This window comes from Arthrobacter subterraneus (assembly GCF_900099735.1).
Lineage (GTDB): Bacteria > Actinomycetota > Actinomycetes > Actinomycetales > Micrococcaceae > Arthrobacter_D > Arthrobacter_D subterraneus.
On record NZ_FNDT01000011.1, the window covers coordinates 72935 to 96631 of the forward strand.

Consider the following 23697-nt stretch of genomic DNA (forward strand, 5'->3'; position numbering starts at 1 on the left):
TGATGAGGAAAAGCCCGGAACGACGACGGCGGCTTCCGCTGCGTCACCGGCAGCCCCTGCTGCACCCCCAACAAAGCCCTCGGAAGCAACTGCGCCGGCCAAACCGGATCAGGGTGTGCCTGGCCAGTCCGCGCCCGACTCCGCTCCGGCGTCGGACACCACAGACTCCGGCCCCACGCCAGGCGAGAGGCGGGCGGCAACCGAAGCCGCCAGGCTCAGGGCTGCACGTGCAGAAAAGCTCAAGGCCGCCTCCGGCACTGCCTCCGCCTGGGCCGCCAAGTCAGGGAAGCGGACCGCGGCGCTGACAGCTGCCGCCTCCCGGGGCGTCGTGGCCAACGTCCGTTCATGGCGGGCGGACCAGGTGCGGCGCATCCTGGTCAGCATCATCGTTCCCGGTGCGCTGGCGGCCACGGCCATCATTGCCGGCGTCTTCGCTGACCGGGAGATCCTGGGCGCCGAGCTGCTGCGTCCGGACCTGACGCTGGTGTCCCCCAACCAGTACTCGCTCTTCATCTGGGCCCTGATCGGGGTGGGGATGCTCGGGTATGTGGTTCACCAGTGGCTGCCGCGCCAGGCGCACAGCCCGCGGCACCGGGGCCTCGGCTGGATCGTCATGGCAGCGCTGCTGCTGAATCTCGCACTCACCTGGCTGATAAGGGATGAGCTTCACACCGAGAGCCTCGTGGTGCACGGACTCCTGCTGCTCCTGCTTCTGGTTTCCCTGCGGTGGCTCAACCGGTGGTCCGCGTTCTCGTCGCTCGAGGGTGCGCTGGTTGATGTGCCCCTTGGGCTGTTCCTCGGCTGGACCGGCTTCACGGCGCTGACCCACACCGCCGCCGTCCTGTCCCTCAACGGCTTCTCCTGGCTGACAGGGGACGAGTTCGTGTGGGCGCTCATCGGCCTCGGCATCATCGTTCTGGTGGGCGGCGTTGTCTGCTCACTGGACCGCGGACGCATGGCCGTCGCTCTCGCCGCTGTGTGGGGCATGGGCTGGATCATTGTGGAACGGTTATTGGGCCAGCCGCAGTCGCTCCTCATGGCCGGCGCGACAGCCCTGGCCGCGTTCCTCCTGCTCATCACCGCAGGCTCGCGCCGGCACCGCGTGGATCACTCGTACCGGCGGGAGCTCCGTCGGCGGCAGACCTCGCATCTGCCGCCGATCGAGCTGGACGATGAAGACTACGAATACTACGAGGAGGAACCCGAACCGTTCGAGGACGGCGAGGATCCCCCGCCCCGGCCGCGTCGGGTTCTTTGACCTTCACTGCCCAGGTGAGAGTGATCGCTCAGGTGAGAGTGATCGCTCAGGTGAGAGTGACTGCTCAGGTGAGAGTGATCGCGATTTTCCCGCGGGTGTGGCCGTCCATGTTCGCTGCGAACGCCTCGGCGGCCCGCTCCAGCGGGTAGGTTTCAGCGAGCACCGGCTTGACGTCGCCCGCCTCGATGAGGTCGGCGAGCGTGGAGAGGTCGGCGGCGACCGGCCGCACAAAGATATACCGGCCCCCGTGTTCCTTGACGTCCGCGTCAGCGATGGAGGCAACGCGTCCCGCCTGGGACAGTACGTCGAGCGACGCCCGCCAGTCATCACCACCCACGAAGTCGACGACGGCGCTCACACCGTCGGGCGCGATCTCCCGTACCCGGTCGGCAATACCCTCCCCATAGGTGAGGGGTTCCGCGCCGAGCCCGCGGAGGAAATCGTGGTTCCGTTCCGAGGCCGTGGCGATCACGCGGGCTCCGCGGGCGCGGGCGATCTGGATACCGAAGGTGCCCACGCCGCCGGCGCCATTGTGGACCAGCACAGTGTCGCCGCTGCCGACCTCCAGCGCATCGAGGGTCTGCAGCGCGGTCAGGCCGGTCAGCGGGACGGTGGCCGCTTCCTCCCAGGAGAGGTTGGCGGGCTTGCGCGAGAGCGTGCGCACCGGCGCGGCGACCTGCTCGGCAAACGTTCCCTGGCCCACGGTATCCATCCGCACGTAACCCATCACCTCGTCACCGGCCGAGAACTCGGTCACCGCGGGTCCCGGCTGGAGAACGACGCCGGCAACGTCCCAGCCCGGGATCACCGGGAAGTGGGCCGTCAGGGCACCGTCGAGATATCCCGCCATGACCTTCCAGTCGACGGGGTTCACGGAGGCCGCTTTCACTTCAATGAGGACCGTGTCCGGTCCGACCCTGGGATCCGGCTGGTCACCGTATTCGAGAACTCCCTGATCGCCGTACTTCGAATAGAACACTGCTTTCACGGGCGCTTCCTTCCATTGATCCGGTGGCTTCTCTCTGGGGCAACCCCGCGGACCCGCCGCAGCATTCCCCAGGGCCGCAGTGCAGGCGGTCACACCCGGCGGAAGTCCATGGAGCTAGAGGGAGGCGCTAGAGGATCGCCGAGACTCCCGTGACGGCCCGCCCCACGATGAGCGTGTTGATCTCGAAGGACCCCTCGTAGGTGTAGATGGCCTCGGCGTCCGCGAAGATCTTGGCCATCCCGTAGTCGGTCACAATGCCGTTGCCGCCGAAGATCGCCCTGCCCAGCGCCACGGTCTCACGCATCCGTGAGGAGGTATAGGACTTTGCGAGCGCCGCCTGCGCCATGTCCGCCCCGCTGTGCCGGACCTGCTGCTGCACTCCGTGCGATCCGCGATGCTCATCCTCCTGCAGCTGCGCCACGCGCGCCATCAGCCCCAGGCTGGCGGTGGTGTTCCCGAGCATGCGGACCAGCTGTTCCTGGATGAGCTGGAAACTGGCCAGCGGGCGCCCGAACTGGTGGCGTTCGACGGCGTAGGCCCGCGCCGCATCGAACGCGGCGAGCTGCTGCCCTACCGCCTGCCAGCCCACCAGGATGCGCGAGCCCCGCAACAGGTGCTTGGTGTCGGTGAAACTGTTGATCCCGGCGAAGCGGTCAGCCTCCGGGACCCGGACGTTGTCCAGGAGGATGTCTGCGTTCTGCACCGTCCGCAGCGCAATCTTGTTCTCGATCGCCGTCCGGGTCACCCCCGGCAGCGTCGCGTCGAGGATGAAGCCGCGCACGGAGCCGTCCTCGGTATCGCGTGCCCACAGCAGCATGTAGTCGCAGAAGGTGCCGTTCCCGATCCAGCGCTTGGCTCCGTTCAGGACCCAGGTGTCACCGTCGCGGGTGGCGGTGGTTGCCATGCCGCCGGCAACGTCGGAGCCGTGCAGCGGTTCGGTCAGCGCAAAGGCGCCGGTAATGGTCAGCGCCATCGCGTCGTCGAGCAGGCGGGCCTTCTGCTCCTCGGTTCCGAACTCGTGCAGGGCCTCGACAAAGAGATCGTGATGCACCATGAAGAACGTGGCCAGCGACGTGTCCGCGCGGGTGAGCTCGGCGATGACCATCCCGCTGAACAGGTAGCTGTACCCCTGCTGCACGGGCGTGCTCAGGTTGAGGCCGGCCAGTTTGGGCAGCACCTCCAGCGGGAATTCAGCCCGGTTCCACCAGTCGGTGGCGTACGGCGTCACCTCAGCGGCAAGGAAATCGCGAACCTCCTGAAGCTTCGCCCGTTCGGCGTCGCTGAGCAGGGACTCGAATCCGTAGAAGTCTGCGGATGGGAGGCCGCTCTCCATTGAGCTGTCCTTTCGATGGGTTGAAAAAGGGGGTTTATTTGGGGGCCATGCGGATGGCGCCGTCGAGCCGGATGGTCTCCCCGTTGAGCATCTGGTTCTCCACGATGTGCGCAACCAGTGCGGCGTATTCGGTGGCCTTGCCGAGCCGGGAGGGGTGCGGCACCTGCTTCCCCAGGGAGTCCTGGGCCTCCTGCGGCAGCCCTGCCATCATGGGGGTCTCGAAAATCCCCGGGGCGATGGTCATGACGCGGATGAAGGACCGTGCAAACTCGCGGGCGATCGGCAGCGTCATCGCCGCCACCGCACCCTTCGACGCGGAGTAGGCGGGCTGCCCGATCTGCCCGTCGAACGCTGCGACGGACGCCGTGTTGATGATGACGCCGCGCTCGGAGGTCCCGGTGTCCGTCTGCACCGGATCCGTGGCCGCCATCGCGGCAGCCGCGAGCCGCAGCACGTTGAACGTACCGATCAGGTTGATGTTGATGACCCTGCTGAACTGCTCCAGCGGCAGCACTCCGTCCCGGCCCAGCACCTTGCCGGGGGTGGCCACTCCTGCACAGTTCACCACGATCCGCAGCGGACCGAGCTCTGCCGCCGCATCCACCGCAGCCTGCACCTGCTCCTCGCTGGTCACATCGGCCGGCACAAACCGCGCCCGCTCGCCCAGGGAGGATGCGAAGGCAGCCCCGTCCGACTGCGGCAGATCCAGGATCACCACCGCCGCGCCGTCGTCATGCAGCCGCTGCGCCGTCGCCCGGCCAAGCCCGGACGCACCGCCGGTCACCAGGGCCACTGTTCCTGCACACTCCATGACATCTCCTTTGCGTCGAAGTTCACGTCGAAGTTCAAGCGGGAGGAAAACCGCTCCTCTTCGAAGCCTACTGTGACGCAGCGCACCGCAGCACTGCGCCCGCGGACGCACTGGGCATTGTGCTCAACAACGGACCCGGCGGCGCGGTTTAGGGTGGCTCTATGCCCACCAGCAACGCATTTGAGGAACAAGCCCGCGCCCGCGCCGCAGCAGCGGCCGCGTCAGTCTCCGGCGCCTTCGGTGGCCGGCTGTTCGGCCTCCCCGGCACCCACCTGGCGCACGTGAGCCTCCCGCGCCGGACGGGAGCACCCTGGCACTACTGGTGGCAGGCGCACTACCTCGACTGCCTGCTCGACGCCGCAGAGCGGGAAAGCGCCAACTCCAGCGAGCACGACGACGGCGCCTGCCACCGCACGCACGCCCGGCGCCTGCTGCGCACCATCCGGCTGCGCAACGGCGGCCGCTGGCGCAACAGCTACTACGACGACATGGCCTGGCTGGCTCTCGCCGCGCTGCGTGCGGCTGACATCGCCGGAACCCGGCCGCTCTCCGCTCTGAACCCGGTCCTGGCGTCCGCGCACACGCCGGACCTCGGCGGCGGCCTGTTCTGGAACACCTCCCGTGATTTCAAAAACACCCCGGCCACCGCCCCCGCGGCGCTGTATTTCGCCAGGCTCGGACGGCGGGAGGAGGCCGCCCGCCTGGTCGACTGGCTGTTCGCCCGGCTCCAGGACCCGGAAACCGGACTCCTCCGTGATGGCATCCGCACCCCCGGCGAGCGCCTCGTGACCGACCTCTACACCTACAACCAGGGCCCCGTCCTCGGCGTCCTGCTGGCGCTCGGCGGCGAACAGAACCTGCAGCGCGCAGGGAACCTCATCGACGCCGTGGCAACGCACCTCGTCCAGCCGTCCGGTGCCCTGCGCACGCACGGCGGTGGCGACGGCGGCCTCTTCACCGGGATCCTCGCCCGCTACCTCGCCCTCGCAGCCGTGTCACCTGCGCTGCCGGAGGCATCCCGCACCACCGCCGGAACCCTGATTACGACGACGGCGGACGCCCTCTGGGAGGGGCGCACGGAGCGGGAGGTCGGCAGCCGCCGTCGTACCGTGGTTGTCTTCCCCTCCACACCGGGGGTACCGGCGGGCATCGGCACGGTGGAGTTGTCCACCCAGCTTCAGTCCTGGATGGTCCTCGAGGCGGCGTGCAGGGTTCCAGCGGTCAGGCCTGCGAACGCCCCCGGGGACGGGTGAGCGCGGCGAGAAGGACCCCCGCGGCGAGCGAGCTGAGCGTCGCGACCCCGAGGTCGCCCATGGTGTCGGCGTAGGTGACGTAGATGTCCTCGTCCACCCAGGCGTCTCCGGCCCACTCCGCGAACTCCCAGAGCACGCTGAGCGTGATGCCGAGCAGCGTCACCTGGAACACCACGCCCACACGGTGCCGGTATGTGGGACCGGGCGGCGGCAGCAACCGGAGATGGGAGGCCAGCACGTACGCCATTCCCGCGACCGGGCCGGTGCAGAGGTAGTGGACCAGCAGGTCCCACCAGGGGATCACCTCGTACAGGTTCAGGACGCTGCTCCAGCAGGCAAAGATCAGCGCGCACCCGTAGACGGTGTCGAACACGGGGTGGGGACGCGCGTACCGGGAGAGCGTGAGTCCGCCGAGCGCCAGGAAGAACACCGCAACATCCACCGGCCCCCACCAGAGAACCATGGCCAGAGTGCTGAGTATGGCAACGGCCCTGACACTGTCCGCGGCGACCTCGGCGGGAGTAGCCGGCCGTCGGATGAGGTCGGCAATCATGGGTTCAAGCCTACTGGGCGGGGAACCGCGCGGCAGGCGACGCTGGAGTGCCGGGACAGACACTCCAGCCTCGGGTCTGCGGCGTTGTGCGCTCTAGAAGTCGTCGCGCCGCTTCTGGGCGTCAGCGCGATTGAGCTCCACGTATTCTCGTTTCGGCAGGCCCACGGACCGGGGATCACCCGGAAGTTCCTCCCCCCGCAGGGTGGCCTGCGCTGTCTCGCGCATGCACAAAATACTCACCAGCCCAACGACACCGGCCAGCGCCATGTACCAGCCGGGTACCAGCTGGTTGCCGGTAGTCTCGATCAACTGGTTGGCGACAGTCTGGGAAGGCCCTGCGAAGAACGCCGTCGAGAAGTTATAGGCGATTGCAAAGCCGGTGTAACGGACGGCCGTAGGGAACAGGGCCGGCAGTGTTGAGGAAACAGAGGACACCAGGATCACGAGCAGGAATCCAAGTACGGCAAGGCCCAGGAACTGCAGGGCAAGGCTGGGCATGCCAAGGAGCATCACGGCCGGCACGGACAGCAGCGTATATCCGAGCGCGGCTGCGAGCAGCAGCGGCTTGCGGCCCACCCGATCGGAGAGTGCTCCAACCGGCGGAATCGCCAGAAGCATCAGAGCCATAATCGCCACCAGCATCCAGTTTCCCTGTGCGGTGCTGTGTCCCAGCTGGCCGCTCAGGTACGTCGGCATGTAGCCGAGGATCAGGTAGAACGCCACGTTCAGCAGCACCACAAAACCCGCGAGGACCAGGAGCTGGCGCCAGTTGTGCTTCAGCGCGTGCCGGAGCGGCGATCGCATGGTTTCCTTGTGCTGCGAGGCCTCGGAGAAGACCGGCGCCTCCACCAGGCGGGTCCGGATCCACAGTGCTGTGAGTCCCAGTGGGATGGTCAGCAGGAACGGCAGCCGCCACCAGCCGGCCTCCATGCCGTCATCACCGACGATGGTGATCAGGGTGGTGCAGACAATCGCGGCGAGCATGAACCCGACCGTGGTGCCGAACTCCAGGAAGGAACCCAGGAAGCCACGACGGCGATCCGGCGCGGATTCCGCCATGTACACCGCGGCCCCACCGTATTCACCGCCGGCGGAGAAGCCCTGCACCAGGCGGCAGACCAGCAGCAGGACGGGTGCGAGGAGGCCGGCCGTCTCCAGCGTGGGAAGCAAACCGATGGCGCCTGTTGCCGCGGTCATCAGGGTCACGGTGAGGACCATAATCTTCTGGCGGCCCACCTTGTCGCCCAACGGTCCCAGGATCAGGCCGCCCAGCGGGCGGACCAGGAAGGAGAGTGCCAACGTGGCGAGCGTCAGCGTGACGCCGAGGCCGCCGTCGCCCTCCTCAGAGCCGAAGAAGTTCACGGCCATGTAAATCGTCAGGTAGCCGTAGACGCCGTAGTCAAACCACTCGACGGCGTTGCCGAGCGCCGATCCGAGGATCGAGCGGTGCAGGGTGTTCTTGCCCTCCTGGGTGCTCGGCTCGGCGCCGGGCGCGGTGCCCGGTTCCGGATGGGCGTTGTGCACGGAATGTGGACTGGTCATCATTGGTTCGTCCTTCAAGAAAACGGAATTCGGTTAGGGGTGGTCAGCCGCGCGGGATGGCCATGTACTTGGTCTCAAGGAATTCTTCGATGCCCGCGCGCCCGCCTTCACGGCCCAGGCCGGAGGCCTTTATCCCACCGAAGGGTGCCGCAGGGTTGGACACGATGCCGGTGTTGAGGCCCACCATGCCGACTTCCAGGGCGTCGCCCACGCGGAAGCCGCGATCCACGTCCTGGGTGAAGAGGTAGCCCACCAGACCCCACGGGGTGTCATTGGCCAGCCGGATCACTTCTTCTTCAGTGTCGAACGGGACCACGGGAGCCACCGGCCCGAAGATTTCCTCGCTCATCAGGTGTGATTCCGGGTTGACCCCGGACAATACGGTGGGTGAGTAGAAGTAACCCGGCCGCTCAGGCCGGGACCCTCCGCAGACCACACTGGCCCCCTTGGCTACGGCATCGTCCACCAGTTCCTGCACCTTGGTCAGCGCTTTCTCTTCGACCAGCGGGCCGACGTCGGTGCCCTGCTCAGCACCGTCCCCCACCGTCAGTGCGCCGAGGCGTGCAGCGAGCTTTCGAGCGAACTCGTCTGCTACGGAACTGTGCACGAAAAGCCGGTTCGCAGCAGTGCAGGCTTCGCCCATGTTGCGCATCTTCGCTGCCACTGCTCCGTCAACAGCCCGGTCCAGGTCCGCATCCTCGAAGACGATGAACGGCGCGTTGCCGCCGAGCTCCATGGAGGAACGCATGACGTGTTCGGCGGCCTGCTCAAGCAGGCGCACCCCGACGGCGGTCGAGCCGGTGAAGCTGACCTTGCGTGCGATCCCGCTGGACATCCACGGCGAGACGACCTCTGAGGCCTTCGTGGTGCAGACAACGTTGAGTACGCCCTTGGGCAGGCCGGCCTCGATGAGGATGTCCACCAGCGCGAGCGAGGACAGCGGGGTGAGGTTGGCGGGTTTGAAGACCATCGTGCAGCCGGCTGCAATAGCAGGACCGATCTTGCGGGTGCCCATCGCCAGCGGGAAGTTCCAGGGCGTCACGAGAACGCACGGTCCTACCGGTTCCTTCGAGACGAGGATCCGGTTCTTGCCGTCACCCGTGGTGGTGAGGTCTCCACCGATGCGCACGGCCTCCTCGGAGAACCAGCGGAAGAACTCCGCCGCGTAGGCGACTTCGCCCTTTGCCTCAGCGAACGGCTTGCCCATCTCGGAGGTCATGATGAGCGCAAGGTCATCCTGGCGGGCCATGATGAGGTCATAGGCGCGGCGCAGAATCTCGCTGCGCTCCCGCGGCGAGGTCTTCGCCCACTCCTTCTGCACCCGGCCGGCGGTTTCGATCGCGCGCCTGGCGTCCTCCGGCCCGCCGTCGGCCACCGTGGCGATGACCTCCTCGGTGGCGGGATTGACGACGTCGAACCGCTTGCCGGAGTCAGCTTCGGTCCACTCGCCGTCGATAAAAAGACCAGTACTGACGCCGGCGATGATGTCGCGCGCGCGCTGTGACGCTGCGGTGGCTGTGGTCTGGGTTGTCATGTCAGGAATCCTTTTCGTTTGAGTTCGGAAGTTTCTGCAGCACGGGCGACCCGGTTCGGGTCCGCGTGGTCGGCTCTGCAGGGCCGGGGTCGAGCAGCTGGGCGAGGTGGTTTCCCGACCTGTCGTTGTCGAGTTGCTTGACCTGCATCGCGCAGGAGAAGCCGTCAGTGAGCACCATCGTCTCAGCGCCGGTGCTGCGCAGGGCCGGGGCCAGCGCCTGTTCGGCCACCTGCATGCTGACCTCGTAGTGCTCCTTCTCGAAGCCGAAGTTGCCCGCCACGCCGCAGCAGCCGGCTGCATCCACGACACTGGAAATGCCGACGGCGGCGAGAGCAGCTTTCTGGGTTCCGGCTCCGAAGACCGAATATTCATGGCAGTGGGTCTGCAGAACCACCTGTTCAGGCAGCGGCTCCGCAGGAGCGGGAGTCCAGCCTGCCGCGGCCAGGTCACCGGCGTGCGCCGCGAAGCTGCGCACCCTCGCCGCCACCCGCCGAGCCTGCTCAGTATGGATCAGCTCCGGCAGGTCCTTGCGTAGCGCCGCGGCGCAACTGGGCTCCACGACCACGATCGGGCGGTCCGTGCCGTCGTCAAGCACTTCTGCCGCGTTGGCCATCAGCTTCCTGGCGGTGTCCAACTGGCCTGTGGAGATCCAGGTCAGGCCACAGCAGGCGTCCGGCGCACATTCCACCTGATCTTCAGCCTCGGCAAGTACCCGCGCAGCGGCTCCGGCAACCTCCGGGCGGAAGCCCTTGGTGAAGGTGTCCACGAACAACACCACGCCGTCCGTGGGCCGGCGATGGCCGCCGTCGTGCTTTGAACGGTGTTTCTCCGGCATCCCCACGCCGGCGGCCGCGACTTCCCGGCGCCATTCGGAGCCGCCGGCGAACCGCGGCAGTGACCGCTCCGTGGTGAGCCCGCCCAGCAGCGCGGCCACCTTGCCCAGAGGCGTCGTCAGGACGGCGTTGACCAACGGAGCAATCCTTCCGGTGATTGTCAGCCACCGGGGCAGCCAGCCGAGCGAGAAGTGCGACACCGGCCGGAGCCTGCCACGGTAGTAGTGATCGAAGAACTCCGACTTGTAGGTGGCCATGTCCACGCCCGTGGGGCAGTCACTGGAGCACGCCTTGCAGGAGAGGCAAAGATCCAGCGCCTCGCGGACCTCCTCCGACTTCCAGCCTTCAGCAACGGTGCGCGCACCCCGGACCATGTCCTGGAGGACGCGGGAGCGTCCGCGGGTCGAATCCTTCTCATCCCGGGTGGCCCGGTAACTGGGGCACATCACGCCGCCAACATCCGTGCGGCAGCGCCCGACGCCGATACAGCTCTGAACGGCATGCACCCACGGATCGAGCCCGCTTCCGGCAGCCTGCGCCGGATCGTGGGTTTCGGTAGCGTCACCGCCTCCGGCATGCAGCGGACGCAGATCGAAGCTGGTGCGCCATTGCCGTTGCGGCACTCCATCCAGCGCGAGGTTTGCATTCAGCGGATCCGGATCCGTGAGCGTGCCGGGATTCAGGATGCCCACCGGATCCCAGATACGGCGGTAGTCCGCGAACGCCTCAAGCATTCGCGGCGTGTACATGAGCGGCAGCAGCTGTGAGCGGGCACGGCCATCCCCGTGCTCGCCGGACAGCGATCCGCCGTGGCGCACCACAAGCCTTGCCGCTTCGCCGGAGAACTCCTCGAAAACGGCTCTGCCCTCTTCGGTACGCAGATCATAGGTGATGCGGATGTGCATGCAGCCGGCGCCGAAGTGCCCGTACATCACGCCCTGCAGCCCGAAGCGCGCCAGCAGTTCCCGGAACTCCGCCAGGTAACCGGCAAGCTTCTCCGGCGCAACCGCGGAGTCTTCCCAGCCGGGCCATGATTCACCCCCGGTGGCGAGGCGGAAGGAGAGGCCGGCGCCGTCCTCCCGGACCCGCCACAGCGAGGCCCTCTCCACGCTGTCCGGTACCGTGCGCCCGTCAACCAGGCGACCGTTGCCCTGCAACCGTGCAAGCAGGCGTTCAGCTTCGGCGGCAACCGCTGAGGGGTCATCGCCGTCGAGGTCCACGTACAGCCAGGCCTTACCGTCAGGCAGCCCCGTCACGGCAGCCGCACCGCGGCGGAAGCGCATAGTGTCGACAATGGCCTCGTCGATGCCCTCTACAGCAGCGGGCGAAAACTCCAGGATGGTTTCGATATCCCGCGCGGCGTCCACCACATCCGCGTAACCCAGGCAGACCAGCAGTGCGCTGGCAGGCTTGGGCACGAGCTTCATCCGGGCGCCGGTGACAACAACGCAGGTGCCCTCGGATCCGGCGAGGGCACGGGCTACGTTGAAGCCGTTTTCGGGCAGCAGGTTCCCGAGATGGTAGCCCGATACCTGCCGCTGGATCCGTCCCAGTTCCGTCCGGAAATCAGCCAGGTTTCTATGCGCCAGGTCCTTGAGTTCATGTGTCAGGGCAGTTGCTCGGGCCACCGAGTTCGCATCGGCGGCGTCCGTGGCGCGCAGGCCGGTTTCCGTGGCGGTGAGCCGGGCACCGTCGGAAGTAACGACGTCGATCTCCGCCACGTGGTCGGAGGTGCGCCCATAGCGCACGGAGTGGTTACCGCAGGCATCATTGCCCAACGACCCGCCCACCGTGGCACGGTTCTTCGAAGAAGGGTCAGGCGCGAAGGTCAGACGGCCTCCTGTGGCCTTCTCCACCTCGCGGGAGAGAACGGCGAGCACGACACCGGGTTCCACATCCGTTGTACCGGACGCCTCATCGACGCTGCGGATCCGGTTCATGTGCCGAGAGAAGTCCAGCACGATTCCCGGACCGACGGCGTTGCCGGCCATGGATGTGCCACCGCCCCTGCTGATCAGCGGAGTACCGGTTTCGCGGCATACCGCCAGTGTGGTGAGCACATCATCAGTGGTCCGCGGAAACACGACGGCGAGCGGCGGCAGGCGGTAGTTGGACGCGTCATACGAGTACTCGGCCAGTCGGCGCGGGGAGGTATCGGCGGTGATACCCGCTGCGGAGAGTCGGTCAAGCGCTCTTCGCTGCGGGCCGGTGGTTCCGCCGGGGGGCGCCGCGACCTTGGGTCCGGAGGGCTCGCTGACCCGCGTTCCGGAGCTCAGCGGGCTCTGATCCGGGGCGCCCCCCGGCTGCGCACTGAGCGGTGAAACGTCAGTCATGAGCCGGCTCAGGCTCCAGCGGTAGCGGGAACTGCGCCCACAACGGCGCCGACGGCGGCCTCGAAGCGGTCCAGTCCGGCGGCGATTTCCTCCGCAGTAACTACGAGCGCGGGAATCAGGCGGACTACGTTTCCGGCAGGACCGCAGGTCAACGTGAGCAACCCCTGATCGGTGGTCGCCTGCTGTACTGCGGCGGCGGTCGATGCATCCGGCTTGCCGTCTTCGCCGGTGAACTCAATGCCGAGCATCAGCCCGCGTCCCCGAACGTCTCCGATCACCGGGAAGCGGGTCTGGATGTCCTTGAGCCCAGTCAGCAGCTGTTCACCGCGGATACGCGAATTCTCCACGAGATTCTCTTCCTTGACCACTTCCAGGGTGGCCACGCCGGCGGCGGCGGAGACAGCGTTTCCGCCATAGGTTCCTCCCTGGGATCCGGGCCAGGCCTTGGACATGGTCTCTGTTGAGGCCGCGATTGCGGAAATCGGAAATCCTGATGCGATGCCCTTGGCTGTGATGAGAATATCAGGCGTAGCCCTCGAGTACTGGTGACCCCAGAATTTGCCCATACGCCCGACGCCGGCCTGAACCTCGTCGAAGATCAGCTGGATTCCGTACTTGTCTGCACGCTCGCGCAGGCCCTCCATGAAGGCAGGCGGGGTGGGTAGGTAGCCGCCGTCGCCGAGGGCGGGTTCGATCAGGAAGGCCGCGGTGTCATTGGGCGCGGTGCGGGTCTGAAGAAGGTAATCCAGTTCCTGCAGGGCGAACCGGACCGCCGCTGCTTCATCCCACCCGTAGCGGTAGGCGTAGGGGAAAGCCGACATATGGACGCCCGCCATGAGAGGCGAGAAACCGGCGGAGAACTTTGTGCCGGCAGTGGTCAGGGAGGCCGCTGCCACGGTGCGTCCGTGGAAACCGCCCTGGAAGACGACGATGTTGGGACGTGCAGTCGCCATGCGCGCGAGGCGGATGGCCGCTTCGACGGCCTCCGACCCGGAGTTGGCGTAGAAGACCGAATCCAGGCCCGCGGGCAGCACTTCGCCGAGCTTCTCAGTCAGTTCGAGCAGCGGCTTGTGCATGACGGTGGTGTATTGGGCGTGGATGATCTTGCCGACCTGCTCCCGGGCCGCCGCAACCACCTTCGGGTGGCAGTGGCCGGTGCTGGTGACGCCGATACCGGTGGTGAAGTCGAGGTAATCCTTGCCATCGGTACCGTGAATCCAGCTACCGAGAGCATGGTCCACGACAACGGGCGTTGCTTGCTTGAGTGCGGGGCTGAGCGAGGTCATGCATTCCATGATGCAGGTCACATTGCAGGATTGTCAACAATAGGCTGATCGGGTACCGTTGTGGCGTGAGTAACACAAATACCCTTCCCAAGGTAGTCATCCTCGCCGCCAAGGGCCAGCCCCTCCCCTGCAACCTTGACGCCATCGAGGCGCGGGCAGCCGTCACCGTTACGGACGCCGCCGGCCTGCCGGAGGCAACTATCGGCGCCGACATCCTCTTCCTGTGGGACTTCTTTTCCTCAGCCCTCAGGGACGCCTGGCCGCAGGCCGACTCACTGCAGTGGGTCCACGTGGCAGCCGCCGGCGTGGACGCCATGATGTTCGAAGAACTGCAGGCTTCCGACGTGGTCGTCACGAATGCCCACGGCACCTTTGATCAACCCATCGCGGAATTCGCACTGGCATCCATACTGGCCCATGACAAACAACTGCATCTCAGCAAGAGACTGCAACAGAATTGCGTCTGGCAACACCGGGAGGTGATCCGCACGGAAGGCTCCCGTGTACTCGTGGTGGGAACGGGCGGCATCGGCCGTGCCACCGGCCGCCTGCTGAGGGCAGTCGGCATGGAGGTCCGTGGCGTCGGGCGCATCGCCCGCGAGAATGATCCGGACTTCGGCACTGTGCTGTCCAGTTCCGATTTAGCCGAGCATGCAGGATGGGCGGACCACATCATCCTGGTTGCTCCCCTGACCAGTCAGACCCGGCACCTGATGGACGCCGGCGTCCTGGCGGCCATGAAACCCTCCGCCCACCTGGTGAACCTCGGCCGGGGCGCCCTCGTCGATGAACCGGCGCTGATCCGGGCGCTTCGGGAGGGCCGGATCGCCGCCGCGTCGCTCGACGTGTTCAGTGAGGAACCACTACCCGCTGACAACCCGCTGTGGGACATGGAGAACGTGCACATATCCGCCCACATGTGCGGCGATGTGATCGGCTGGCGGGACACGCTGGCGGAGCAGTTCCAGCACAACCTGGAGCGATGGCTGCGCGGCGAGGGGCTGGTCAATGTGGTGGACAAGGACCGCGGCTACGTCAGCGGTGCCGCTGCTCTGGCCGACCGAACCTGAATACCCATTTTTGTGTGACCAGAACCACACCGCTAATTTGTAAACAATCTTCTAGCTCATCGGAGGTATCTTCTTGCTGTTCAGCCAGGAAGAGTACGACGCGCGGCTTGCCGGCGTCCGCTCTCGGATGGCAAAGCAGGGTCTTTCTGCCCTGCTTGTGACCGATCCGTCCAACATCTACTACCTCACCGGGTACAACGCCTGGTCCTTCTACACACCGCAGCTTGTCTTTGTTCCCGCCGACGGACCGATGCTGCTGTTTGCCCGCGCCATGGATGCCGGCGGCGCCTTTCGCACCACGTGGCTGCCGGAGGATTGCATTGTGGGATACCCCGAGCAATACGTGCACCGCCCCCATATCCACCCCTTCGACTGGGTGGCGTTTGCCCTGCGTGAGCGGTTCCTCATCGCCCCGGCCGCCAAGGGCTGCGTGGGTCTGGAGATGGATTCGCACTTCTTCTCCCCCAAGGCCTACCGCTCCCTGGTCAATGCCATTCCGGAATGGACCCTGGTTGACAGTTTCGAGCTGATCAACTGGGTCCGGGTCATCAAGTCACCGACCGAAATCCAGTTGATGCGCGGTGCCGCGCAGGTCTGCATGGCCGCCATGGCGGCCGCGGTGGAAACTATCGACGTCGGCGTCCGGCAGTGTGATGCCGCAGCCGCCATCAGCCAGGCTCAGATCACCGGCGCCAATGGAATCGGCGGTGATTACCCCTCCATCGTTCCGATGCTTCCTACCGGAGAAGCCGCCGACACTCCGCACCTCACGTGGAACGATGAACGCTTCGAGACCGGACAGAGTGTCGTCATCGAGCTGTCCGGGGCCCATAAGCGTTACCACACGCCGCTGGCGCGGACCCTTACACTCGGTCCTACCCCTTCGAACGTCGCCAAGCTGGCGGAGGCAGTCTCCGACGGCATCAACGCCGTGCTGACCGAGGTGAAACCAGGAGTTCCCGTGCGCGAACTAGCGCGCACCTGGAACTGGACCCTCGCCAAATACGGCCTCGAAAAGCCATCCCGGATCGGTTACTCCATCGGGATCGGCTACCCGCCGGACTGGGGCGAAAGAACCATTTCCATCCGCTCCGAGGATGAATCCGTCCTCGCCGAAAACATGACCTTCCATCTCATCGGAGGAATGTGGATGGATAACTACGGCTACGAGCTGTCCGAGTCGATCCGCGTCACGTCCGACGGCGTCGAAACCTTCACCAGCTTCCCCCGCGAACTGCTCCAGAAAGGCAGCTAAGCCATGACTGTTGACCACTTTTCCACCCGTTCCCAGGCAACCCTGCCGCTTGCCGACCGGGCCTCCGATCTCGTGGGCTCCGTCATTGACTCCAGCACCTCCCTGCTCGCTTCGCAGACCCACGACATTGTCCGGTTCGCCATGGGATCACCGGCGGACGAGGCCGTGCCGCTGGAGGAATTCCAGGACATCGCCGCGCAGGTTCTGAACCACAGCTCCATGACCTACGGTGCTACCGAGGGCGAGCCGGTGCTGCTGAAGGCCCTGGTGGACTACCTCGCCGGAACATCGGATCCCACCAGCGAAGAACGCGTCACCATCACGGCGGGCGGAATGCAGGGCCTCGATCTGGCGTGCAAGATTTTCATCAATCCCGGTGATCTGGTGATCGTGGAAAGCCCCACCTACACCAACGGCAGCGCAACAGCCCTCAGCTATGGCGCCGAACTCATTGAGGCGCCCACCGACCAGGACGGGCTCATCGTCGAAGCCCTGCCCGAGCTGGTGGCCGCGACCGGCCGCAAGCCCAAGGCCATTTACACCATCCCGAATTTCCAGAATCCGGCCGGCGTCACACTTTCACTTGCCCGGCGGCACCAGCTGCTTGAACTGGCGCACGAGTGGAACTCGGTGATCATCGATGACGACCCGTACGGTTTGCTCCGCTTCGAGGGTGATGACCTTCCGTCTCTCCAGGCGCTCAGCCCGGGCGATCCACTGCTGTTTTCGGTACGCACGTTCTCCAAGATCCTGGCGCCCGGACTCCGGGTGGGGTGGGTGGACACGGACCCGGCTTTACGCCAGCTTGTGATCAACGCCAAGCAGGCGATGGACACCTGCACCAACCTTCCCGGTCAGCACATCGTTGCGGAGTTCATCCGCCGCGGCGGCCTGGACAACCACCTCGCCGGCCTGCGCGTCGAGTACAAGCGCCGCAAGGACGCCCTGCGCGAGACCCTGCGCCGCCATCTCGGTGACCGGGTGAGTGCAACCGACCCCGAAGGCGGATTCTTCCTCTGGCTGACCCTGCAGGGCGAGGACGCACGTATATCGACCCGGAAGCTGTTCGAGACTGCCCTTGCAGAGGGCGTAGCCTTCATTCCCGGCCCGGCGCTGTCACCGAGCGGGAAGTTCGACGATGCCCTCCGGCTCTGCTTCGCCTCCACTACTCCTGAACGGGCGGAGGAAGGCATCATCCGGCTGCGCCGGGCGATGGACCGCGAGCTCGCTGCCCTGAAGGACGGTGACCGGGCGTGAGCAACGCCCTTCACATTCATTCTGCCGGTTTGCAGGCGCTGGAAGCTCAGGTCCTGGGTCTTATCAGCGAGGCCCAGCTCGTCTCCCTCACTACCGCGCTGGTGGCTGCAGGTGGTGAGAATCCCGGCAGTACCGAGGAAGCCACGGTCGAGGTCCTGAAGAACTTCTGCCTCAGTGCAGGGCTGCAGGTCACCATGGAGGACGTGGCCCCCGGGCGTCCAAACTTCACCGCCGTGCTGCCCGGTGGAGACCAACCCGGCATACTCTTCCTTGGTCACTCGGATGTAGTGCCGGCCGGCAGCGGCTGGGAACGGCCTCCATTCGAACCGTACGTTCGCGATGGGAGGCTCTTCGGTCGCGGTTCCACCGATATGAAGGGTGGGCTGGCGGCGGTGCTCATTGCTTTGAAGGCGCTGAAGGATGCCGGGGTGAAGCTCCCCGGAAATGCTGCGCTGGCGTGCACGGTGGACGAGGAAGATCTGGGCATCGGTATCCGTGCCTACACTGCGGCGGCGCTGGCGGATCCCTCCTTCTCCTACGCCGCCTGTGTGGTGGCCGAACCAACCGATCTCGAGACGGTCATCGCCTGCAGGGGAGACAGCTACATCGAGGTAAAGGTCACCGGAAAATCGGCCCATTCAGGCCGGCCCGCCGATGGCCGCAACGCGATCGACGCCGCGGCAAGAATCCTGGACCTGGTGCGCGAGGACCATAGCCGACTACAGGAAGACCTCGATCCGCTGCTCGGTGCCGGCACCTGGAACACCGGCCTCATACAGGGCGGCACTGGGACCTCCATGGTGGCCTCCCAGTGCACCGTGTCCCTGGACCGGCGGCTCATGCCCGACGACGACGCACAACTCATCCTGCGCCGACTGCTGGAGCGCATCGGCGAGGCCGGAATCGATACGGACGGAATTACGGTGGAGGCCTCGGTCACCATGGAAATGCCGGGCTTCCGCACACCGGAATCCCACCCGTTGGTGACCGGAGCCGTAGCAGCGCTGGCCGATGCCGGCATCAGCAGCACAATCAGCGGCTGGACCGCCGCCTGTGACGGCGGCTTCATCGCCCGCGATCTCGGTGTACCGACCATCGTCCTCGGCCCCGGTGGGCTGAACGACCAGGCCCACCAGGTCAACGAGTCCGTGAGCATCCCGGAGGTTCTGGCGGCGGCCAGAGCCTACGCGCTGATGTCCCTGCGCCACACGCCGGGCCGCACTGCCTGAAAAACATAATCGGCCGGCTTCGCGTTGTGCGAAGCCGGTCGCTTGTCTTTCCCTGACCCTGCAGATATGGACACCGTTCTAAGCGGTTGCAGCCACCGCGTTGCCGCCGCCGGTAAGCCGCTCCAGTGCGTCTTCCATATGGCTCACCAGCAGCTTCGAAACCCGTTCCTGGTCCCCTTCGGCCAGGGCTTCGGCGATAGCCTGGTGCTCCCCCACCCTGGTGTGCGGGTCCGGGTACCTCTTCTCCAGCGCGGTGAGGCACATGCGGGTTTCGGTGAGCAGGGTGTTGTGCATCCGGGTGAGCCGGGTACTGGCAGCACCCGCCACCAGGGTGGCGTGGTACTCCATGTCGGCCTCGGACATTGCGTCCAGGTCACCCTTGTCCGCTGCCTTCTTCATGGCTTTGACGACTCGCTGCAGCTGTGCAGCGACGTCATTGCCGCCCTTTTGGAGGATGACCTCTGATGCGGCGCGTTCGACGGCGGTGCGCGCAACGTACATGTCCCGCACTTCTTCATCCGTCATGGTGATCACGAAGAGGCCGCGGTTACGGATACTGATGAGCAGCCCCTCCTGGGTCAGGCGCTGCATTGCTTCCCGCAGAGGGCCCCGGCTGACTCCCAGTTCCCTGGCGAGTTCGGCCTCACCGAGCTGCGCTCCGGGCGGTATCTGGCCCCGTCCGATCGCGGTGCGAAGCTTCCCGGCGATGATTGAGGGCGTGGACTCGCGAACAACGGGCTCAAATCTCTGCATCAGGATCACGGTCCTCTCGTATTCAACTGCCATGAAGCACTCTCGGAAGTTCGTTCCGGCTGTCTACAATCCTAAAGTAAGCGGGGCTGGCAGGTTCTCGTCATCCATTCCGACCAGGAACAGAATCCACGGATTCTGTTCCTGAGGCGACGCCCCGCGTGGAGCCTGGTCAGCGACCTACTCCACCCTTGAATACGTCAGCGTTTCGCCCCGTGCGCCGCCCATCCAGATGTCCTGGCAGGCAGCAGCCATCTCATCCAGACCCTCCACAATTGTGGCGAAGACGTTCCCGGGGACCCAGCCCGTATCCCCGTTGAGAAGCAGGTTGTTGCGCCCGTAGAAAACCGCCAGGTCAACAATGGTAGTAACGGTGTCTGTCCCGGAGTCGGCCTCGTACCCGTGCGACGGAGTCTTCAGGTCGTTGGACGTGAAGGTGAAGTAACAGACATCTCCCGGAATCGGTGTCACCGTGGTGTTCTCCGGCCCCGGTTCAGCCGGCGCAAAGGAGGGCACAAGGTTATAGATCTCATTCCGGGCGTACTTGCCATGGAATACCTGCCCGGAGATAGGCAGCGCATCCCACACTGCGCTGGCGGTGCGGGGTGCAACGTCGTCGTGCAATAGCGCCTTGCACGTGACGCCGCGCTGTTCGAGGGTGATGTTGATGTACCGTGCCATGCGTCTACTTCCTGGTTGTGGACAGTCGTGCTTCGATGTCGGGGTGGATGCGGTGCCAGCCTGCGGCGCCCTCGTAGGCCGCAGCGGCGGAGAGCACCCGGGCATCACCGTGCCGCGGGCCAACGAACTGGAGCCCGACGGGCAGTCCCTCAGCGGTGAACCCGCACGGCACGCTGATCGCAGGCTGCTGGGTGAGGTTGAAGGGATAGCTGTAGGGCGTCCACGAGGTCCAATCCGGAGAGGATGCACCAGCCGGCACGTCACGTCCGGCTTCAAACGCAGGAATGGGGAGCGTCGGCGTCACCAGTAGGTCGTAGCTTTCGTGAAGCAGTCCCATTTCCCGGCCCAGCTTCATGCGCACCGCGGTGGCGTCCAGGTAGTCACTTGCGGTGAACCCGGAGTGCCGCTCAAGCGCAGCGGCCAGGTTGGGGTCGATATGCTCGACGGCACCCTGCCCGTAGCCTTCGATTACCTTGGCTGCGCCGCTGAACCACAGCACATGGTAGGCGTCCACCGGGTCCGTCCAGCCAAGTTCAATCTCCTCGATGTCGGCGCCGAGCTCCGCCAGTACCGCGACCGCGTTCCGCACGGCGGTTTCGACGTCAGGATCGTTCCGGCCGTATCCGAGGTTCGGGCTGAAGGCGATCCTCCTGCCCCGTATCCCTTCGCCGAGTGTCTCCAGGAAGGACCGCTCCGGTGTGGGGCCGGCAGACCAGTCCCGGGCGTCCGGTTGGGACAGGACGTCCAGCATCAGCGCCGCGTCTTCGACTGTGCGGGTAATCGGTCCGGCATGAGCGAGGGTCCCAAACGGACTGGCGGGATACAGCGGGATCGTTCCATAGGTCGGCTTGAAGCCGACCACGCCGCTGAAGCCGGCGGGGATGCGAACGGAGCCTCCGCCGTCGGTCCCTACCGACCAGGGCCCCATTCCCCGGGCCACTGCGGCAGCGCTTCCGCCACTGGAGCCACCCGCGGTGCGGGAGGTGTCCCAGGGATTGCGGGTGATACCGAATCGGGGACTGTCGGTGACGCCCTTCCAGCCAAATTCAGGACTGGTGACCTTGCCGAGAAATACAGCGCCGCTTTCGCGCAGCCTCGCCACCGCAGGAGCGTCCTCGCTCCAGTCCCCCTCCGGGGAGGTGAGCCGGGATCCGCGCAGTGTCGGCCAGCCTCCGGTCAGCATCAGGTCCTTGATGGAGGTCGGTACTCCATCGGCCTTGCCGAGCGGCTCGTTTCGAAGCCAACGGGATTCGGAAGCGCGTGCTTCCGCCAGGGCGGCCTCCTCATCGACGAGGCAGAAAGCGTTAATGTCCCCGTCCTGTTCGGAGATCGCGTCCAGGGCGGTCCGGGTTGCCTCCACCGGTGAAACCTCACCGGCCCTGTAGGCAACCAGCAGTTCCGCGGCGGTCGCCCATTCAAGTGAATCAGGCACGTGGCAAAGCTCCTCGTCGGTCTGCACTCAGTGGTCAAAAGAGGTCCGATTTGCCTGGGCGGTCATACCCGGCGCAAACAGGTCTGGAGCCAGAGTATGTGGCAGGCATCACAATTGTCAACAATCCTACTTTCCTATCTTTTAGCGGTTGCTTTTCGTACGATTGTGAACAATTCGGTGGAAGCCTCCCCCGATATATTTCAAAGGAGAATTGATGGGCGTCACCATCGGCATGCTGTATCCGGGCTTCGGCGCTGAGGACGATTATCCCTACCTGGAGGAGATTCTCGGCGAGGGCGTCAGCCTTCCGTTGGTCCACACCTCGGTCGGTGTCGACGCACACGAGGTCGAGGCGCTGCTGGATCTGGGCAGGAGCGAACGGCTTCTTGAGGGTGCGCAGGAATTGCGGACCGCTGCTCCGGACGCTGTCATGTGGGCATGCACCTCCGGCAGCTTCGTGTTCGGCTGGAATGGTGCCCGGCAGCAGGCGCGCGAGGTCCAGGACGCACTTCAGGTTCCCACCTCCTCCACCTCCCTGGCATTCGTGGATGCCATTCGGGCACTTGGGATGGACCGGGTGGCCGTCGCTGCAACCTACCCCGAGGAAGTATCCCGGCACTTCGTGGATCTGTTGGGCTGCGGTGGGATCGACGTGACCCGACTGGTGAGCCACGATATCGCCACGGCAGCCCTCGCGGGCGAACTCGACCGTGAGGGTGTCCTTGAACTGGCCCGGAGCAACGACAGTCCCGAAGCACAGGCGATCCTCATTCCGGACACAGCCCTGCATACTGCCCGCTGGATCAATGAACTTGAAGAAACACTGGGCAAACCGGTCCTGACGGCCAATCAGGTAACGGCCTGGCAGGGACTCCGCCTCGCCGGGGCCTTGCGCCCCTGCGCGGCACTTGGCCACCTCTTCGCGGAAACCGCGGGCGTCCCCGCAGGGGCATAGACCTCCCCTGCCCGCCCAGCGCCTGCCCGCCCGCGCACCCCGTGATCAATACACCTAGGCCAGGAGGCGCTGGCCGGGGCCTACTGCCTCCTTGCCCGCACGCCGCAACGACGCCCAGGCAGTCACCTGGTTTGCCGAGAGAACCGGCTTGCCCAGCTCACTTTCCAACGGCGCAATTAGGTCGTAAGTGGGCAGATTTGTGCAGCTGATGAAGATCACGTCCGCCTCGGGCACGTCAGCCCGGCGGATCAACTCAGCGGTAGTGCCGTAAGGCACTTCCCATATACCACCCTCGAGACCCAGGCCGGCCTCGGATACGACGGAATGCCCCGCTTCCCTCAGGAAATCACCCAGCCGGACAGTAAGCTCCGCCACGTACGGAGTAATCACCGCAATGCGGGACGCCCCCAGATAGGCCAGCGCTTCCAGCAGTGCTTCGGACGTACTGACTCCCTGTGCGTTGCTGGCGGCCTCCATCATTTTTGAAACGTGGCGCGCACCTGCGACGCCGTTGACAAAGCTGCCGGATGTGCAGGCGTAGGCGATGACAGCGGGATTCACAACACTCAGGTTCCTTGCCGCGTTATAGATGTCACCGTCATCGCTGACGCCCTCCGCCAGCTCCAGACTCACCGGCTCCGCCATGAACGGCGTGCGCGTGAAGAAGAGGGAGACACCCGCGGGTATCCAGCGCCACAGCTCCCCGTCCAGCGCCATGTCGAAGGGGCACACAACACCGATGCCTGTAGGCACCTGTGGCCCAGCGGGCAGTACTGCCGGCCTGCCGTTCATCATTCTCCCGATAAGTAGATTGTTGACAATGTTTGACCGGATGTCTAGTGTCCGTAAAACACTCAGACCCGCACCGAGGGAGCACCATGGACATCCACCACGACCCGATACGCGCCATCGAACTGGAACTGCCTTCCCCGCCGGTCCCGATTGCCAACTATGTGCCGGTCCGGCAAGTCGGAAACCTCGTGTTCACCTCCGGCCAGACCCCCGCCCGGGACGGCGTCCTGACCATCAGCGGCAAGCTTGGGAGTGAAGTGAGTATTGAGGAAGGCCAGCAGGCGAGCGCGGCCGCCGTGCTGAACTGCCTGTCTGCCCTTCGCCAGCACCTTGGGTCGCTGGACAGGATCGTCTCCGTAGTCACCCTGACCGGGTATGTCGCGTCCGCCGAAGGATTCAGTGAACAGCCTGCGGTCATCAACGGCGCTTCCCTGGTCCTGGAGAAGGCCTTCGGCGAGAGGGGGCGCCATGCCCGGGCAGCTGTGGGGGTTGCGGAGCTGCCCGGGAACGCACCCGTAGAGATTTCCCTGGTCGTGGAGGTCTAGCGACCGA

At 65.6% G+C, this 23697-nt stretch carries 20 protein-coding genes; 8 read left to right on the forward strand and 12 right to left on the reverse strand.

Translation table 11 applies throughout. The annotated features are described in order from the left end of the window. The first annotated feature begins 115 nt into the window (after window positions 1-115). Window positions 116-1258 carry a hypothetical protein gene (locus BLS52_RS12345; protein WP_090587087.1) on the forward strand — a complete coding sequence of 381 codons (1143 nt, stop codon included), beginning with the start codon at window positions 116-118 and terminating at the stop codon, window positions 1256-1258. 64 nt (window positions 1259-1322) lie between these two features. Here BLS52_RS12345 and BLS52_RS12350 read toward each other — a convergent pair whose 3' ends face one another. From BLS52_RS12350 to BLS52_RS12360, 3 genes are all read right to left on the reverse strand, one after another. Next, on the reverse strand, window positions 1323-2246 hold the full coding sequence (locus BLS52_RS12350) for an NADP-dependent oxidoreductase (RefSeq protein ID WP_090587088.1): 924 nt from the start codon (window positions 2244-2246) through the stop codon (window positions 1323-1325). A gap of 127 nt (window positions 2247-2373) precedes the next feature. Continuing rightward, window positions 2374-3579: an acyl-CoA dehydrogenase family protein gene (locus tag BLS52_RS12355; RefSeq protein ID WP_090587090.1), complete on the reverse strand. Its 1206-nt coding sequence runs from the start codon at window positions 3577-3579 to the stop codon at window positions 2374-2376. Window positions 3580-3613: 34 nt separating this feature from the next. Further along, window positions 3614-4390 (reverse strand): SDR family NAD(P)-dependent oxidoreductase, encoded by a 777-nt coding sequence (locus tag BLS52_RS12360; RefSeq protein WP_026544334.1) that lies wholly within the window; start codon window positions 4388-4390, stop codon window positions 3614-3616. A 161-nt stretch (window positions 4391-4551) separates the two neighbouring features. Between BLS52_RS12360 and BLS52_RS12365 the strand changes: the two genes are divergently transcribed. Then, window positions 4552-5643: a glycoside hydrolase family 76 protein gene (locus BLS52_RS12365; RefSeq protein WP_090587092.1), complete on the forward strand. Its 1092-nt coding sequence runs from the start codon at window positions 4552-4554 to the stop codon at window positions 5641-5643. Here BLS52_RS12365 and BLS52_RS12370 read toward each other — a convergent pair. The 5 genes from BLS52_RS12370 to BLS52_RS12390 form a co-directional block, all read right to left on the reverse strand. After that, a complete protein-coding gene (locus tag BLS52_RS12370) occupies window positions 5612-6196 on the reverse strand; it encodes a DUF2238 domain-containing protein (protein WP_090587093.1) in 585 nt (194 codons plus the stop codon). The genes BLS52_RS12365 and BLS52_RS12370 overlap by 32 nt on opposite strands. A gap of 93 nt (window positions 6197-6289) precedes the next feature. Further along, complete coding sequence (locus tag BLS52_RS12375; RefSeq protein ID WP_245702846.1) at window positions 6290-7741, reverse strand: MFS transporter; 1452 nt, start codon at window positions 7739-7741, stop codon at window positions 6290-6292. A 40-nt stretch (window positions 7742-7781) separates the two neighbouring features. Next, the gene (locus BLS52_RS12380; protein ID WP_090587095.1) at window positions 7782-9272 is read right to left on the reverse strand and encodes an NAD-dependent succinate-semialdehyde dehydrogenase; all 1491 of its coding nucleotides are present in this window, start codon (window positions 9270-9272) and stop codon (window positions 7782-7784) included. Between the two features lies 1 nt (window position 9273). Beyond that, window positions 9274-12438: an FAD-binding and (Fe-S)-binding domain-containing protein gene (locus BLS52_RS12385; protein ID WP_090587097.1), complete on the reverse strand. Its 3165-nt coding sequence runs from the start codon at window positions 12436-12438 to the stop codon at window positions 9274-9276. An 8-nt stretch (window positions 12439-12446) separates the two neighbouring features. Beyond that, on the reverse strand, window positions 12447-13724 hold the full coding sequence (locus tag BLS52_RS12390) for an aspartate aminotransferase family protein (RefSeq protein WP_090587098.1): 1278 nt from the start codon (window positions 13722-13724) through the stop codon (window positions 12447-12449). Window positions 13725-13789: 65 nt separating this feature from the next. On the opposite strand from BLS52_RS12390, the gene BLS52_RS12395 reads away from it, so the two are divergent. From BLS52_RS12395 to BLS52_RS12410, 4 genes are all read left to right on the forward strand, one after another. Continuing rightward, window positions 13790-14794: a D-2-hydroxyacid dehydrogenase gene (locus BLS52_RS12395; protein ID WP_175460161.1), complete on the forward strand. Its 1005-nt coding sequence runs from the start codon at window positions 13790-13792 to the stop codon at window positions 14792-14794. A gap of 73 nt (window positions 14795-14867) precedes the next feature. Further along, window positions 14868-16049: a M24 family metallopeptidase gene (locus BLS52_RS12400; RefSeq protein ID WP_217636754.1), complete on the forward strand. Its 1182-nt coding sequence runs from the start codon at window positions 14868-14870 to the stop codon at window positions 16047-16049. Between the two features lie 3 nt (window positions 16050-16052). After that, a complete protein-coding gene (locus tag BLS52_RS12405) occupies window positions 16053-17306 on the forward strand; it encodes an aminotransferase-like domain-containing protein (protein ID WP_090587103.1) in 1254 nt (417 codons plus the stop codon). After that, entirely contained in the window at window positions 17303-18535 is a 1233-nt protein-coding gene (locus BLS52_RS12410) for a M20 family metallopeptidase (protein ID WP_217636755.1), read from the forward strand. The genes BLS52_RS12405 and BLS52_RS12410 overlap by 4 nt, the downstream gene beginning before the upstream one ends. A gap of 78 nt (window positions 18536-18613) precedes the next feature. On the opposite strand, the gene BLS52_RS12415 is transcribed toward BLS52_RS12410, so the two are convergent. The 3 genes from BLS52_RS12415 to BLS52_RS12425 all read right to left on the reverse strand — a co-directional run bounded on the left by BLS52_RS12415 (window position 18614) and on the right by BLS52_RS12425 (window position 21398). Further along, window positions 18614-19321: a GntR family transcriptional regulator gene (locus BLS52_RS12415; RefSeq protein ID WP_245702847.1), complete on the reverse strand. Its 708-nt coding sequence runs from the start codon at window positions 19319-19321 to the stop codon at window positions 18614-18616. 144 nt (window positions 19322-19465) lie between these two features. Beyond that, window positions 19466-19966 carry a DUF3830 family protein gene (locus BLS52_RS12420; protein WP_090587105.1) on the reverse strand — a complete coding sequence of 167 codons (501 nt, stop codon included), beginning with the start codon at window positions 19964-19966 and terminating at the stop codon, window positions 19466-19468. Window positions 19967-19970: 4 nt separating this feature from the next. After that, entirely contained in the window at window positions 19971-21398 is a 1428-nt protein-coding gene (locus BLS52_RS12425; RefSeq protein ID WP_090587106.1) for an amidase, read from the reverse strand. Between the two features lie 214 nt (window positions 21399-21612). On the opposite strand from BLS52_RS12425, the gene BLS52_RS12430 reads away from it, so the two are divergent. After that, on the forward strand, window positions 21613-22353 hold the full coding sequence (locus BLS52_RS12430; RefSeq protein WP_090587108.1) for a maleate cis-trans isomerase family protein: 741 nt from the start codon (window positions 21613-21615) through the stop codon (window positions 22351-22353). Between the two features lie 54 nt (window positions 22354-22407). Here BLS52_RS12430 and BLS52_RS12435 read toward each other — a convergent pair whose 3' ends face one another. Next, entirely contained in the window at window positions 22408-23106 is a 699-nt protein-coding gene (locus BLS52_RS12435) for a maleate cis-trans isomerase family protein (RefSeq protein ID WP_245702848.1), read from the reverse strand. A gap of 125 nt (window positions 23107-23231) precedes the next feature. On the opposite strand from BLS52_RS12435, the gene BLS52_RS12440 reads away from it, so the two are divergent. Next, on the forward strand, window positions 23232-23690 hold the full coding sequence (locus tag BLS52_RS12440) for a RidA family protein (RefSeq protein WP_090587111.1): 459 nt from the start codon (window positions 23232-23234) through the stop codon (window positions 23688-23690). The last annotated feature ends 7 nt before the right edge of the window (window positions 23691-23697 follow it).